This is a genomic window from Streptosporangium subroseum (genome assembly GCF_900188345.1).
In the GTDB taxonomy this organism is placed as follows: domain Bacteria; phylum Actinomycetota; class Actinomycetes; order Streptosporangiales; family Streptosporangiaceae; genus Streptosporangium; species Streptosporangium subroseum.
In genome coordinates, this window is record NZ_FZOD01000021.1 from 88,660 (window position 1) to 103,421 (window position 14,762).

The 14,762-nt window shown below is 69.9% G+C and carries 14 protein-coding genes; 6 read left to right on the plus strand and 8 right to left on the minus strand.

The window, feature by feature from the left end; genetic code table 11:
• Positions 1-9 precede the first annotated feature (9 nt).
• A complete protein-coding gene (locus tag CHC08_RS21945) occupies positions 10-1,041 on the minus strand; it encodes a medium chain dehydrogenase/reductase family protein (protein ID WP_089209268.1) in 1,032 nt (343 codons plus the stop codon).
• A gap of 151 nt (positions 1,042-1,192) precedes the next feature.
• On the opposite strand from CHC08_RS21945, the gene CHC08_RS21950 reads away from it, so the two are divergent.
• A complete protein-coding gene (locus tag CHC08_RS21950; RefSeq protein WP_089209207.1) occupies positions 1,193-1,840 on the plus strand; it encodes a TetR/AcrR family transcriptional regulator in 648 nt (215 codons plus the stop codon).
• Between the two features lie 39 nt (positions 1,841-1,879).
• On the opposite strand, the gene CHC08_RS21955 is transcribed toward CHC08_RS21950, so the two are convergent.
• Both CHC08_RS21955 and sigK read right to left on the minus strand, forming a co-directional pair.
• Complete coding sequence (locus CHC08_RS21955; RefSeq protein ID WP_089209208.1) at positions 1,880-2,650, minus strand: anti-sigma factor; 771 nt, start codon at positions 2,648-2,650, stop codon at positions 1,880-1,882.
• Positions 2,647-3,246, minus strand: a complete 600-nt coding sequence (sigK, locus tag CHC08_RS21960; RefSeq protein WP_089209209.1) for an ECF RNA polymerase sigma factor SigK — start codon at positions 3,244-3,246, stop codon at positions 2,647-2,649. The genes CHC08_RS21955 and sigK overlap by 4 nt, the downstream gene beginning before the upstream one ends.
• A 321-nt stretch (positions 3,247-3,567) precedes the next feature.
• Between sigK and CHC08_RS21965 the strand changes: the two genes are divergently transcribed.
• The 4 genes from CHC08_RS21965 to CHC08_RS21980 all read left to right on the plus strand — a co-directional run bounded on the left by CHC08_RS21965 (position 3,568) and on the right by CHC08_RS21980 (position 8,881).
• Positions 3,568-4,950 carry a DUF4331 domain-containing protein gene (locus CHC08_RS21965; protein ID WP_089209210.1) on the plus strand — a complete coding sequence of 461 codons (1,383 nt, stop codon included), beginning with the start codon at positions 3,568-3,570 and terminating at the stop codon, positions 4,948-4,950.
• A 59-nt stretch (positions 4,951-5,009) separates the two neighbouring features.
• Complete coding sequence (locus CHC08_RS21970; RefSeq protein WP_143653301.1) at positions 5,010-6,305, plus strand: tetratricopeptide repeat protein; 1,296 nt, start codon at positions 5,010-5,012, stop codon at positions 6,303-6,305.
• Positions 6,302-8,206 (plus strand): nickel/cobalt transporter, encoded by a 1,905-nt coding sequence (locus tag CHC08_RS50750; RefSeq protein WP_218825408.1) that lies wholly within the window; start codon positions 6,302-6,304, stop codon positions 8,204-8,206. Before CHC08_RS21970 ends, CHC08_RS50750 begins: the two co-directional genes overlap by 4 nt.
• Positions 8,207-8,431: 225 nt before the next feature.
• Complete coding sequence (locus CHC08_RS21980) at positions 8,432-8,881, plus strand: VOC family protein (protein WP_089209212.1); 450 nt, start codon at positions 8,432-8,434, stop codon at positions 8,879-8,881.
• Positions 8,882-8,982: 101 nt separating this feature from the next.
• On the opposite strand, the gene CHC08_RS21985 is transcribed toward CHC08_RS21980, so the two are convergent.
• The 3 genes from CHC08_RS21985 to CHC08_RS21995 all read right to left on the minus strand — a co-directional run bounded on the left by CHC08_RS21985 (position 8,983) and on the right by CHC08_RS21995 (position 11,687).
• Complete coding sequence (locus CHC08_RS21985) at positions 8,983-9,750, minus strand: class I SAM-dependent methyltransferase (RefSeq protein ID WP_089209270.1); 768 nt, start codon at positions 9,748-9,750, stop codon at positions 8,983-8,985.
• 81 nt (positions 9,751-9,831) lie between these two features.
• Entirely contained in the window at positions 9,832-11,304 is a 1,473-nt protein-coding gene (locus tag CHC08_RS21990; protein ID WP_089209213.1) for a multicopper oxidase family protein, read from the minus strand.
• The gene (locus CHC08_RS21995) at positions 11,301-11,687 is read right to left on the minus strand and encodes a hypothetical protein (protein ID WP_089209214.1); all 387 of its coding nucleotides are present in this window, start codon (positions 11,685-11,687) and stop codon (positions 11,301-11,303) included. The genes CHC08_RS21990 and CHC08_RS21995 overlap by 4 nt, the downstream gene beginning before the upstream one ends.
• A gap of 538 nt (positions 11,688-12,225) precedes the next feature.
• Here CHC08_RS21995 and CHC08_RS22000 point away from each other — a divergent pair.
• Positions 12,226-13,614 carry a serine hydrolase domain-containing protein gene (locus CHC08_RS22000; RefSeq protein ID WP_089209215.1) on the plus strand — a complete coding sequence of 463 codons (1,389 nt, stop codon included), beginning with the start codon at positions 12,226-12,228 and terminating at the stop codon, positions 13,612-13,614.
• Positions 13,615-13,744: 130 nt separating this feature from the next.
• Here the strand turns inward: CHC08_RS22000 and CHC08_RS22005 are convergent, their stop codons facing one another.
• Complete coding sequence (locus CHC08_RS22005) at positions 13,745-14,107, minus strand: GNAT family N-acetyltransferase (protein WP_338055694.1); 363 nt, start codon at positions 14,105-14,107, stop codon at positions 13,745-13,747.
• 107 nt (positions 14,108-14,214) lie between these two features.
• Positions 14,215-14,673 (minus strand): nuclear transport factor 2 family protein, encoded by a 459-nt coding sequence (locus CHC08_RS22010; protein ID WP_089209217.1) that lies wholly within the window; start codon positions 14,671-14,673, stop codon positions 14,215-14,217.
• Between the last annotated feature and the right edge of the window lie 89 nt (positions 14,674-14,762).

Consider the following 14,762-nt stretch of genomic DNA (forward strand, 5'->3'; position numbering starts at 1 on the left):
AGAGATGCGCTACGGGGTGAGTACGACTTTTCCGGCGACGGTGCCGGATTCGGCCAGCCGTACGGCCTCGGCGATGCGGGTGAGCGGCAGCTGGGCGGCGATCTGGGCGGTGATGTCACCGCGCTGGAGGGCCGCGAAGACCTGGGTGAGGTCGGTGCGCAACCGGGCGCGGAACCGGTCCTTGCTCAGGGCCCGTCCGGACCAGACGTTGAAGAAGTAGGCGCGGCGGCGGTTGGGCAGCGCGTTCCACAGCCACACCCGGCCGAGCAGCTTGAGCACGGGGCCCTGCTTGGACCCCTCGTCGTCCCGGGTGGAGGCGCTGCCGTAGGAGACGAGCGTGCCGCCGGGTGCGAGCAGGCGCCAGGAGTCGACGACGCCGCGGCCACCGACGTGGTCGAAGACGGCGTCCACCCCGGCGGGGGCGAGCTCGCGGACGCGTGCGGCGACGTTCTCGGTGCGGTAGTCGATCGGGACGACGCCGCGCTCGCGCAGGGTGTCGTGGTGGCGCACTGAGGCGGTGCCGATCACCTTCACGCCCGCAGCCTGCGCCAGCTGGACCAGGACCGAGCCCACGCCGCCGTTGGCGCCGTGTACCAGAACGATCTGCCCTGGGCGGATCCGTGCCTTGCGGTGCAGCATCTGCCAGGCGGTGATGCCGTTGACCACCACGGTCTCCGCCTCCGCCGCGCCGACCCCCTGGGGAACCTCCACCACGTCCGCCGCGTCGACGATCACATGGCTGGCCCAGCCGCCGACCTTGATCAGCGCGGCCACCCGGGTGCCGACCAGGCCGGGCTCGACACCCTCACCGGTCGCCAGCACCGTGCCGACCAGGTCGTAGCCGGGCACGAACGGGAACGCCGGCTGGTCGTAGTACCGGCCGCGGCGCATCTGCTGCTCGGCGAAGGAGACTCCGGTCGCCTCCATCCGGATCACGACCTGGCCCGGGCCGGCGGCGGGGACCGCTCCGTGCCGGATCTCCAGCCCTTCCGGCTCCACCTTGCCCGGCAGGAAGACCTCGACGAGTCCTTCGGTGTTCATGGCGTCCTCCGCTGTGTCGTACATCGCGTTACTGACTTTTTCTTTCGTTATAAGTTGTAACGCAATGGAGGAGGAAGTGTCAATAGCAATCGTGATAGCCTCTAACTAAATTGTGAAGATGTAGCCGCGCAGTGCGGAGAGGTGGCAGGCCATGGTGGAAACGGGCACGAAGAGCCCACGCGAGCGCTATCGCACTCAGGTACGCGCGGAGATCAAGGAACGCGCGTGGGAGCAGATCGCCACGGCCGGGGCGTCCGCGCTCTCCCTCAACGCGATCGCCAAGCAGATGGGTATGAGCGGCCCGGCGCTCTACCGGTACTTCGCCGCCCGCGACGAGTTGATCACCGAGCTCATCAGGGACGCGTACCGAAGTCTGGCCGACACCTTCCGCGCGGCCTCCGAGTCCGGCCCGGACCACGTCGCACTGGCCCACGCGCTACGCGGATGGGCGCTTGACGACCCTCACCGGTACTTCCTCATCTATGGCACACCCGTCCCCGGCTACCACGCGCCCGACGACATCACCGCGATCGCGTCCGAGATCATGACGACCCTGCTCGACGCCTGCACCGCGCTGGCCTCCGGCAGCCCTGCCACGCCGTTCGAAACGCATCTCGAAGGCCACCGGCAGTGGGCGGACGGCCACCCCGCGCCGCCCGCGGCCCTCCGCCGGGCCCTGACCTTCTGGACCCGGATGCACGGCGTCCTGTCCCTGGAGCTCGCCGGCCACTTCACCGGGATGGGATTCGACCCCGCCCTGCTCTTCGCCGCCGAACTGGACGACCTGCCGGCGCACTGACCACGCCGCTCCGCCCCGGCGTCGCGTGAAAGGCGTGGGTCAGGTGGCCGGCATGTTCAAAAGAAGCAGGGGTTGGGTGCTGGGCCGGGTCGAGCCGCCGGCGGGTTCGACGGTCAGTCCCATCTGCGTGGCGCCGGGGTCCGGTGCGGTCACCACCGGCGCCGTGTGGCCGCCGGTGTCGGGGCGCAGCAGTCCCGCCGAGCGGATCTGCCCGGGCGCGATCTGCCAGAGCTGGTAGGTCTGGTTCTGCGGCAGAGGGGCCAGCCCCGCGGCCAGGAACACCAGCCTGTCCTGCGACCGCGAAACGATCACGGTGCCGGTTCCGGCGCCGCCCTGTGCGGCGGGAGCGGTGATGGTCCGTGCGTCCGGCGCCGCGATCACCGCGGTGAGGTCGCGGTTAACCTGTCGCACCTGCTCCAGCTGGTCCCGGGCCTGGATCGCGAGGACGCCGACCGTCACCGCGGCCGCCGTGGCGACGGCCGCGACCACCGCGGTCACCCGGGGCCACCACCTGGATCTCCCCGTCCGGCCGCGCCGGGAAGCGGAGGTCCGGGTGAGGGCCGGGGGCAGCTGGCGGACCTGGCCGATCTCGGCCATGACCCGGTCCTTCAGCCACGCCGGAGGCTCCACGGCGGCGGCCTGCCCCATCCGGGCGGCCGTCTCGGTGAGCCCGCGGATCTCCTGCGCGCACTCGGCGCACCGGTCAAGGTGCTCTTCGAAACGGCGCCGCTCCAACTCGTCGTCGATGGCGTCCAGCGCGTAGGCGCCCGCCAGCGTGTGCGGGTCGTGCCCGCCGGTCGTGGCGTTCATCGTTCTACCCCCAGGCAGTCGCGAAGGCGGATCAGCCCGTCACGCATCCGGGTCTTCACCGTCGGCAACGGCACCGTCAGCAACTCGGCGACCTCACGATAGGAGTATCCGCCGTAATACGCGAAAGTCACCGATTCGCGCTGCAGTGATGTCAACCCCTCCAGGCACCGGCGCAGCCGCTCACTCTCCAGCCGGCCCTGCACCGACTCGGCCACCTCGTCGAACGGGCGACGGACGTCCAGCCGGGCCGCGCGGTTCTCCCGATCGGTGGAGGCCTGCGCCGATCGCACCCGATCGATCGCCCGGCGGTGCGCGATCGTCATCACCCAGGCCAGCGCCGATCCCCGCTCCGGGTCATAGCGGGCGGCGCTGCGCCACACCTCCACCAGCACCTCCTGCGTGACCTCCTCGCTGTGGGCCCGATCGCGTACCACCCGCAGCACCAGGCCGTACACCCGCGCCGCCACCAGCGCGTACACCCGCTCGAAAGCCGTCCGATCACCACGGGCGACCGAGCTCAGCAGCTCCTCCAGCTCCGGTGAGCGGTGACCGCCATGGTGGTCACCATCCGGGCGCGACTCGCGTTCCGGTCTCATGAACCTTCCTCCGCCATCGAACCCCGACGCGTACGCATCTGCTTCGGAGCAGAGCCTTCCACGGATTGCCCGGAATCGAATGTTTGTCGCGCATCGTGATCCGAGGCGGCGTGGGCCCGAGGCGGGCAGGTGGAGAGCAGGTGGAGAAGGACACCCGCCGCGGTGGCGATCCGGGGCTCCAAAAAACCAGACGATCCCGAGGCAATCCGAAAGCGGCTCCGCCGCGAATAGAGGGCCGAGGAACCCGGCCGGATCCTTCTGACCCCCCGACAACCACAGGCCGGTCACACCTGTAGACCGGTAGCCGAAAGGACCACTGCCATGGAGCTCCGGATAAATCGGCGCGCCCTGATCGGCTTGGGCATCGCAGGGGCGTTGACCGCCTCCTCGTTCGTCCTGCTCAGAGCGGAGACCGGCACCGCGTCCTCGCACCGCGAAGCACCCATGATCGCGGGTGACCCGCGCAACGACAACACCGACGTGTACGCGTTCGTCAGTCCCGACAAGACCGGCACCGTAACCCTGATGGCCAACTTCATCCCGTTCGAGGAGCCGAACGGCGGGCCGAACTTCTACCAGTTCGACGTCAACTCCCGCTACAACATCAAGATCGACAGCAATGGCGACGCCGTGCCCGACGTCGTCTACCAGTGGACGTTCCGCAACGAGGACAGGCGCGGCAACGGCACCTTCCTCTACAACAACGGCCCGATCACCTCGCTGAACGACAAGAACCTGCTGCTTCGGCAGCGCTACAAGCTCACGAGGAGCACCGCTCACGGGACGCGGACCCTGGTCGCGAACGGCGTGGTGGCCCCAAGCAACACCGGCCCGGCCTCGATGCCCGACTACGGCGCGCTGCGCGCCCAGTCGATCAAGACCCTGCCCGGTGGCGGAAAGGTCTTCGCCGGCCAGTCGGACGAGGCGTTCTTCGCCGACCTGCGGGTCTTCGACCTGCTGTACGGCGGCAACCTGTCGGAGGTCGGCCAGGACACGCTCAAGGGATACAACGTCCACAGCCTGGCCCTTCAGGTCCCCAAGGACGAGATCGCGCTCAAGGGTGACGCCAAGCGCAACCCCGTCGTCGGCGTCTGGTCCACCGTGGACAAGTGGAGCCCGAAGGGCTACGTCCAGGTTTCCCGCCTGGGACAGCCGCTGGTCAACGAGGTCGTGGTTCCGGCCGGGCTGAAGGACGCGTTCAACGCGCTGAGCCCGCACCAGGACGCCGGCGTCCCGGCCGTCGTCAAGCGCGTCACCAACCCGGAGGTGCCCAAGCTCCTCGCGGCCATCTACGGCCTCAAGGCGCCGAAGACCCCCCGTACGGACCTGGTCGAGATCTTCCTGACCGGAATCGCCAAGGCCAACGGCCCGATCAAGGCCGACCTCAACTCCCAGAGCCTCAACAAGGACGCGGGAAAGCTGCGCCCGTCGGAGATGCTGCGGCTCAACATGGCCATCGCCCCCGCCGCGACCCCGAACCGCCTCGGCGTGCTCGCCGGTGACCTTCAGGGCTTCCCGAACGGCCGCCGCCTCGGCGACGACGTGATCGACATCGCCCTCCAGGCGATGGCCGGCGCCGCCCAGACCGGCAAGCTCGTCGACGCACTGGCAAGCGGGGACAAGGTGGACGGCAACGACAGGCCGTTCGGCACGACGTTCCCCTACATCCCGCTTCCCGGCAACACGTCGGTCAACGCGAGCTGATCCGACAGTCGCGGGGCACGGCTCGTCCGGGCCCCGCACCCGGTCCTGAGGGGATCATCGTGAAGATTTCTGCAAGAGCCCGGATCGCGGCGGGCGTGCTGGGTCTGGCCGTGGCGCTGACGCTGGGAGCCGCTCTGATCCCCGGCGAGCGGCAGCCGCCGGAGGCGATCGCGGCCGCCTCCGGCCGGCTCGCCGAGACGCCGGTCTCGGCCGCCTCGCTCACCACCGCGATCGAGGCGCTGACCAACCGGCTCCGGCGGCTGCCCAAGGACCACCAGGCCTGGTCCCAGCTCGGCTCGGCGTACGTCCAGCAGGCCCGCCTCACCGCCGACCCGTCCTTCTACCCCCGTGCCGAGCGGGCGCTGGCCAGGGCCATCGCACTGAGCCCCGGTGACTTCGCCGCGCTGACCGGCCAGGCCGCACTCGCCGCCGGCCGTCACGACTTCGCCGAGGCCGTACGGCTGGCCGGGCTGTCGGTGGCCGCGAACCCCTACGGCCAGGGCGCCCAGGCGGTGCTGGCCGACGCCTACACCCAGCTCGGCCGGTACGGCGAGGCCACGCGGGCGATCGACAGGATGATGGAGCTGCGCCCCGGGGTCGCGGCCTTTACCAGGGCCTCCTACGACGCCGAGCTGCGGGGCGACCGCACCACGGCCCGCCGCATGCTGGAGCACGCCCTCGCCGACGCCTTCTCTCCCGCCGACGTCGCCTACTGCCGTCACTATCTCGGCGAGCTCGCCCTGCACTCCGGTGACCTGCGCGAGGCCGGCGAGCAGTATCGCCTCGCGCTGAAGGCGGCCCCCGACTTCACTCCGGCCCTCGCCGGGGTCGCCAGGGCCGCCGCGCTCGACGGCCGGACGGCCGAGGCGATCGAGCTCTACGCCACCGTGGTCGGGCGGCTGCCCCTGGCCCAGTACGTGGTCGAGTACGCCGAGGTGCTGTCGAAGGCGGGCAAGGATCCCTCCGAGCAGTGGACGTTGCTGCGCGCGCAGCGGGACCTGATGACGGAGGCCGGGGTCAGGGACGACCTGACCTGGGCCGAGTTCGAAGCCGACCACGGCTCGCCGTCGCGAGCCGTCACCCACGCCAGGGCCGAGTACGCGCGCAACCCCAACGTGGTCGCCGCCGACGTCCTGGCCTGGGCCCTGCACCGCGACGGCCGGGACCGCGAGGCCCTGCCGTACGCGAAGAAGGCCACCGCCACCGGCTGGCACAACGCCCTCCTTCACCGTCATCGCGCGGAGATAGAACGCTCCCTGGGCCTGGCCGCGGACGCCAGACGTTCCCTGGCCCGCGCCCGCGCCGCCAATCCCGCCTTCTCCGCAGCCCTCCCCGCTCTCGCGAGGTTCTCATGACGCTCAGAAGCGCCCTCCGGACGGTGGTCGTCTCGGCCCTCGGCGGCCTGATGGTCACGCTGTGCGCGGCCGGCCCCCAACCGGCCGCCGCCGCCGTCGCCCAGGTCATGCATCCGCTGGGAAACTTCACCGTCAACCACTACAACGGTCTGCGGATCACTCCGGAGCGGGTGGAGAACCTGGCGATCGTGGACAGCGCCGAGCTGCCCACCCTCCAGGCCCGGTCCGCGGTGGACACCGACCGCTCGGGCACGGTCTCGGCCGCCGAACGGTCGTCGTACGGCACCGCCCGCTGCTCCGCCCTCGCCGCCGCGCAGCGGTTGACGGTGAACGGGGCCGCGGTGGCGTGGCGCGTCACCGAGACCGGGTTCGTCTACGAAGGCGGCCAGGGAGGACTGGAGACCAGCCGTCTGACCTGCCACCTGTCCGCCGCCGCGAAACCCCTGGAAGCACCCACCGCTTCGGGCGCCTCCGGTTCAGGGATGTCAACCTCGAGCGCCTCCAGTCCTGGGACTTCCGGCTCAAGCACCTCCGGTTCCACAGCCTCCGGTTCCACAGCCTCCGGTTCCACAGCCTCCGGTTTCGGAACCTTCGGTTTCGGAACCTCCACGGTGAGTGCCTCGGCGACGTCCGGAACGTCCGGAGACGGAACGGTCGAGTTCAGTGACGGCTTCCTCGCCGACCGGCTGGGCTGGCGGGAGATCACCGCGGTGTCCTCCGGCGGCGTACGGCTGGCGCGGTCGTCCGTGCCCGGCACGAGTGTGAGCCGGGAGCTGCGGAGCTACCCGATCGATCTGCCGGCCGGCCCGCTCGACCAGCGCGCGGCGGAGTTGAGCGTGGTCCCGGGAGCCGCCTCGGTGGCGATCGCCGCCCTGCCGCTGGTGGGAGACGGGCCCATCGGAGAGGCGCTGGCCGCACTGGACCGCGTGTTCACCGGGCTGGTCGGCATGGAGTCCCTGACCGTGCCGCTGGGCCTGCTCGCCGTACTGCTGGCCACCGTTCTCGGTGCGGGTCACGCCCTCATCCCCGGCCACGGAAAGACCGTCATGGCCGCCTATCTGGCCGGCAGGAGAGGCCGCCCCCGTGACGCGCTGATCGTCGGCGCCACGGTGACCGTCACCCACACGCTGGGCGTTCTCATGGTCGGTCTCCTGCTGAGCGTGTTCTCGGTGCTCACCGGGGAGGGGGTGCTCGCCTGGCTCGGCCTGGCCAGCGGCCTCCTGATCGTTGTCGTCGGCACCCGCCTCCTGGGATCCGCCTGGCACACCTATCGCACCGGCGAATCGCCCGGTCACGGTCACGGCCACTTCGGCCACGGCCACGGCCACGGACACGAGAACGGGAATGCCCACGAGGACGGGAATGACGACGGCAACGCACACGCACACGGGCACGCACACGCACACGGGCACGAGCACGCACACGGGCACGAGCGTGGGGACGGACACGGACATGGACACGAGTACGAGCGTGGGGACGGTGGCGGGCACGTCGGCCACGCACATCTCGCGGGGGAGAGCCACCAGGTAGCGCTGATGGAACGGAAGCACCCCGAACTCCGTGAGGGCGGTGCGCGCTCGCGGCGCGGGCTGGTGGGGCTGGGGGTGGCCGGAGGGCTGGTTCCCAGTCCCTCCGCGCTCATCGTCCTGCTCGGGGCGATCGCGCTCGGCCGCACGTGGTTCGGGATCGCGCTGGTCCTGGCCTACGGCATCGGGATGGCGGGCACGCTCACCGCCACCGGCCTGCTCCTGGTCAAACTCACCGGCCGGCTCGACCGTCTGGCGACCGCGGGAGGCGGCGTGGTGGCCCGCCTCTCGGCCCTCACCCCGATCGGCACCGCCGCCGTCGTCGTCCTGCTCGGTCTGGGCCTCACCGTGCGAAGCCTCACCGGCGCCATCTGAGAAACGCCCTGCTGAATGCCGGTATCCCACCGGAATTCCGCACACGGTCGATCAGCTGCCGGATCCGTCACCCGGTACCCCAGGACTCAGCCAGGCTCCATCGAACTCCGATGGAGCGCCGCCCCTCGATTGGACCGAAGCGCCGGTGACCCAGGAGCCGTCCGGGCCGTGACCCATCCGACCGTGAGCCAACAATTGTCGGATGGGTCCGGCAGGATGGCTGCCATGGTTTCTTATCAGCTGGTCATTGACTGTGCGGCACCCGAGCGGATGGCCCGGTTCTGGGCGGGCGCGCTGCGATACACGGTGGAGCCGCCGCCGGATGGATTCGACACGTGGTGGGATTACTGGCGCAGTCTCGGAGTGCCGGAGGAGGAGCTGGGCAAGGGGGACGGCAGTGACAGCATCGTCGATCCCGAGGGGTACGGGCCGAGGATCTGGTTTCAGCAGGTGCCTGAGGGCAAGGTGGTCAAGAACCGGTTCCACCTGGATGTGAAGGTGGGCGGCAAGCGGGAGGACGTACCGTTGGAGACCCGGAAAGCGCGGGTGGATGCCGAGGCGGAGCGACTTGTCCAGGTGGGGGCGTCCATTGTGCGGGTGCTGTCGCAGCCCGGGGTTGATCACTATGCGGTGGCGATGGTGGATCCCGAGGGGAACGAGTTCGACGTGGTCTAGCGCCGTTTTCCGCACGTCATCATGGCTGTCCCGCTGTTCCTCAACCCCGAACTCCTTCATGAGAGCGAGTTCGTCGCCCGTTCCGACGAACGATCGAGCGGTTAACGCTTGTAGCGCCGACGTGCGATATGGACGGTGATGTCGGCGGCAAGCTCGACCGTCTCAGGTAGAACCTGCATGATCCGGCTGAACACCTGCTCTTGCTCCAAGGTCGGCAGTACGAGATAGGCCGAGATGGTCGAGAGATGGCCAATGTAGTCGCGGGCACTCAGGGTCAAGCGCCGCTCGATCACGGACTGCTGGACATCGGCGAACCACTGCGACCGCCGGAGTTCCGTACCCGGCCACTGCATGTCGTTATCCAGAGGCGTCCCATCGGGAGACGGAACCTCGTCGCTCGCCAAGAACGGCGACCGTGCCACACGAACGGCTTCCTTTACAGCCGGGTCGGCCAGCTGGACAGGGCCGCCGAACGAGGCGAACACACCACCCGGCTCCAGTAGCGCGGCCATGCGTGACCACCGATCCTGCGGGTTGGTCCAATGCAAAGCTGCTGCCGCATAAACCAGCCCGTACCTCTGGCCCGGTCGCAAGTCCTCGAACGCGGCTTGCACGGTCCTGACGTTTGCCGGCACGTGCTTGCGCAGCTCGGCGAGCATGGCCCCATCGGGCTCGGTCGCGGTGACCGTGACCCCTCTTTGAGCGAACAGGCGGGTTGCTTTGCCTGTCCCAGCGCCAATTTCGAGGGCAGTCCGAACCGGCTGTGCCGCGTACGCCATCACCATGTCGAAAAGCTTCACGGGATACCCCGGCCGAAACCGTTCGTACGCTTCCGCCATCACTCCGAAGCTCAATGCGCGACCAGACATGCCAAGCATCTTGACATAGCGGTGAGAGCTCACCGAGGTCCCGCTGGCCGGGGGTGTCCCACGTTCGCGGCGGCGCAGGGGTCACACGACTTCGAAGGTGGCCATCATGGCCATGTCCTCGTGTTCGAGGTTGTGGCAGTGCATGACGTAACGGCCGCGATAACCGGTGAACCGCGTGATGATCTCGACGGTCTGCGCGTCCCGCAACTCGACCGTGTCCTTCCACTCCGGCTGCCCGGCCGGGCGTTCGCCGTTGACCGACAGCACCTGGAAGTGGGCCAGGTGCAGGTGAACGGGATGGGCGACGTCGCTGGTGAGGCGCCAGATCTCGGTGTCGCCCAGCCGCGGCCTGGCATCCATCCGTTTCGGGTCGAACGGCCTGCCGTTGATCAGCCATCTCGTGCCGCCGTGCATGCTCCCACTGGTGAACTCGAAGTCCCGCGTCGTCTTCGCCCTCGCCGGGTCCAGCCGCTCGACCCGCGACAGCACCTTCGGGATCATCGAGTCGTCGCGCGCGTCGCGGTCGACGGCGAATCGCATCACCCTGCCCTGCGGCCCGTCCCCGGCGAGATTGCGCAGCTCGACGTGGTCGCCGATCCGGTAGGCCGAGAAGTCGACGACCACGTCCGCTCGTTCGCCCGGCGCGAGCCGTACCTGCCGCAGCCCGCGCGGCGCGGCGAGCAGGCCGCCGTCGGCGCCGATCTGCACGAGCACCCCGTCAGGGGAGAGCGAGAGCTCGTACGGCCGGGCGTTGGAGCCGTTGAGCAGCCGAAAGCGGTAGCGTGCCCGTTCGACGCGCAGCTGTGGCCAGGGCGCGCCGTTGACCAGGATGACATCACCCAGGACCCCGCCCATGAAAGCCTCACGGGCGCCGGGCCGGTCGAGGTGTCCGGGGTAGGGCATGGAGCCGTCCTCGGCGAACGACCGGTCGCAGATCATCAGCGGGATGTCCCGCTCGCCCGAGGGCAGCGGGAGCGCCTCCTCTTCGGCGTCCCGTACCAGAAAGAAACCGGCCAGGCCGCGCCAGACCTGCGGCCCGGTGTAGTCCATGCGGTGGTCATGATACCAGAGCGTGGCCGCCCGCTGGTCGAGCGGGAACGCGTAGTCGCGCTGGGTGTCCGGCCGTACCAGGTCGGTGGGATAGCCGTCGGACTCCGGCGGAGTACGGCCGCCGTGCAGATGCGTCACCGTCGGCACGTCGAGGCCGTTGGAGACGCGCACGACGGTCCGGCGGCCGCTGCGCGCCTCGATCGTCGGACCGGGAAACCGTCCGTCGTACCCCCAGATCCGGGTGCGCAAGCCCGGCAGGATCTCCAGGTCGGCGGCGCGCTGGGCCAGGTCGTAGTAGTCGGTGTGGCCGTCGGTCCGTGACGGCCGAGCCACCACCGGCATCGGCAGTGACGCGGTGAACGGCGTGGGCAGCGGCGCGGTGCCGGCCAGCAGCCGAGCCTGCGGGGTCCCGCCGAGCAGCGAGCAACCGGAGGCGCCGGACGCAGCGACCGCCGCGGCCCCCAGCCCGAGCAGACGCAGCGCCCGCCGCCGGGTCAGCGTCATGCCGCGACAGCCGCTACGGGGCGAGGGCTCGACCAGATCTGGACGAGTTGCATGACGCTCGCGCCGAACATCAGCACGCCGATCGGCACGTGGAGCGCCTTCATGTGGGCCATGCCGAGCACCATCTGCACCAGCGTGAAGACCAGCAGCATCGCCGCGGGAAGGATGGCGCGCGCCGAACCGCCGCCGGGGCGCCACACCAGGATCGCGGCACCGAGGTGCAGCAGGCTCGTGACGGCCACGGCGAGTGCCGAGGCGCCGTGCAGCATCCGGCCGTCAGGCGTGGACAGCAGCAGGCCGGCGGTGATCGCCTGGATGAGAAGCGCCGCCGTCTGCAGGGCGATCGTGACGCGTAACGCCGGGAAGAAACGCGGAGTCGTCATCTCGGTTGTCCTCTCGTGAACGGGCTCAGGCTGAGATCGTCGCCGGTTGGGCCGCCCACGGTCGTCGTACGGGAGGAGACTCCTTCGCTACACCGCAGGGCGCAGGCCCGGCGCGCCCACCACCACCCCGGGAGTAGTACGTTCTCCGCTGACCGGGGTCGCGCGCGGCTCGCCGTCGCCTTCGCCCGCCGATCCGTGAACCCCTGTGTTAGCGGACCGTTGCGAGATCCGCCGTTGTTCCCGGACTGGCCAGGGCGAATGATTGATCACGTCGCCGGCGTCCGGCACGAGTCCTGGGCGAGCGGCTGACGCGGCTCACCGACCCCAACGACGTCGTCCAGCGCTGCCTCCCGCGGGCGGCTTATCACGCACCACACCATGTGCGCGTTCACGTGTACGGCGTTCGCCCATTGAGGACGCCGTGAGCACCCGGAAGGGGGAACCGATGGAAGCGTGCAGCGCACAGAGCCTGCCGTCGCGTCGCTCGCCGTTCCCTGATCCCCACCATCAACCCGATCAACACTTAAGAGGACACGACATGCTGAAGAACGAGAACCGGATCGACATGGACCGCTGGCAGGCGCGGCTGGACCAGTTGCGCGCCACCCACCACGTCCCGGGCGCGTCCCTGGCCGTCCTGGTGGACGGCCAGATCCACGAGCTGGCCAGCGGGGTGCTGCACCGGGGGACCGGGGTGGCGGTGACGACCGACTCGATCTTCCAGTCCGGGTCGATCGCCAAGGTCTACACCGCCACGCTGATCATGCAGCTGGTCGACTCCGGCGAACTGGACCTCGACGCGCCGGTGACCGAGGTGCTGCCGGAGTTCGACACCGCCGACCCGGCGGCGACCAAGCAGATCACCATCCGCCGCCTGCTCTCCCACACCAGCGGGCTGACCTGCGACTTCAACCACGACACCGGGCGCGGCGACGACTGCCTGGCCAGGTACGTCGAGGCCGCCAAGGGCGTCGCGCTGGACTGCCGGCCCGGTACGGGCACCTCCTACTCCAGCGTCGGGTACAACGTGCTGGGCCGCATCGTCGAGGTGGTCACCGGCCAGGTCTGGGACCAGGCGCTGAAGGACCGGCTGCTGGCCCCGCTGGGGCTGGAGCACTCGATGACGCTGCCCGAGGAGGCGCTGCGGTTCCGGGTGGCGATGGGGCACCTGGGCGAGCCCGGAGCCGACCCGGCCCCGGCCCCGGCGTGGGACATGATGCCGCGCTCGGCCGGTCCCTACGGCCGGGTCCTGACCACCGCCGCCGACGTCGTCCGGCTGGCCCGGATGCACCTGGCCGGCGGACTCGCCCCGGATGGCACCCGCGTGCTGTCGGCCGATTCGGTCGCGGCGATGCAGCGGCGCGAGGTCGACAGCCCCGACAAGTGGACCGTCAGCGCCGACGGCTGGGGGCTGGGCTGGAGCCTCTACGACTGGGACGGCGTCGCCGGCTACGGCCACGACGGGTCGTCGGTGAGCCAGCACGGCTACCTGCGTGTCGTGCCGCACGCGGATGTGGCCCTCGTGTTGCTCGCCAACGGCGGTGGGACCCGCGGCCTGTACGACGCGCTGTTCCGGGAACTGCTCGCCGAGCTGGCCGGCGTGACCATGCCCGAGGCCTTCGGTCCGCCCGCCGAGCCGCCTACCGTGGACGTCACCCCCTACCTGGGCACCTACCGGCGCGAAGGAGTCGAGATCACCATCACCCGGGACGAGGAGGGCACCGCGCATCTGCGGTACGAGTTCGTCGACGGGATGAAGGACCTGTCCCCACCGCTGGAGGCCGTCATGGTCCCGGTCACCGACACGGTCTTCGCCGCAACCGGTTCGGCTTTCGGCGTGGACGCCCTGCCCGTGGTGTTCGCAACGCTCGCCGACGGCACCCAGTGCTGCTACGCCGCCATGCGCGCCGCCCCCAAGATCGCCTAGAGCGACTGGTGGCCACCGTGTGTGAGAGCGCACCGGCCGGGTTTGGGGAGGTATCGGGCATCGGCGTGCAGCTTCTCACCGCCAACGGGACCGTCGTTGCCACCCTCACCCGGAGGGCGCGCGAGAGTTCTCAGCGGCGGCGCGGGTGGCCTGGATGAGCGGGGTCGATGAGATCCGCGTACTCGGGACGGGCGGTGATGAAGTCGGCCACGAAGCCGCAGTAGTTCGTCAGGGTCACACCCTTCGCCCGGAGGTCGTCGAGAGCGCCCCGGGCGAGCGTGGAGCCGACGCCCCGCTCACGGAACTCCGGCTCGACGATCGTGTGGGTGAACACGATCCTCGGGCCCGCGTGCTCGTAGACGATCGTGCCGACCACCTTGCCCGCGATCAGCGCGTCATAGGTGCGCGCCTCGGTGTTCTCCCGCACCGTGATCTCGGTGGTCATGTTCTGGTCCTCTCGTGCGCCGGGGCCGTCGGGCTGCCGGCTCGACAGCGCCGCATCCGGTCAGTGTCGCATCCCCGGGCACTTCTCGCTGACGGCGGTTCCGGGTCGGGCTGTCGTGCCCGCGGTCGAGCCGCCGGTCACATCGAGCGAACCTTTCACCGGATCGGGAACGGGAGTCCGCGCTCGTCGTCCGGGCGCGGTCCGAAGATGCGCCTGTCCTGTTCGAGAATGCGGACGTCGTTGATGCTGGCCTCCCGGCGGGCCATGAGCCCGTCGTCGTCGAACTCCCACAGCTCGTTTCCGTAGCTCCGCCAGTACTGGCCGTCGGCGGTGCGGCACTCGTACTGAAAACGCACGGCGATGCGGTTGCCGTCGAAGGCCCACAGTTCCTTGCGCAGCGCGTAGTCGAGCTCGCGCTCCCACTTGCGGGTGAGGAACTCGACGATGGCCTCGCGTCCGGTGACGAAGGAGTCGCGGTTACGCCAGACGGAGTCCGGAGTGTAGGCGAGCGAGACCTTCTGCGGGTCGCGGGTGTTCCACGCGTCCTCTGCGGCCTGGACCTTCCGTAGCGCGCCTTCGTGGTCGAAAGGCGGCAGTGGGGGACGTTCGCTCATGCCTTCTCCTTCTGTGGCGCGCTCGTGAAGAGCGAGACGCCTTCGAGAGAACCATCGTTCTCCTCCAATGGTCTACCCTAGGGAACGCT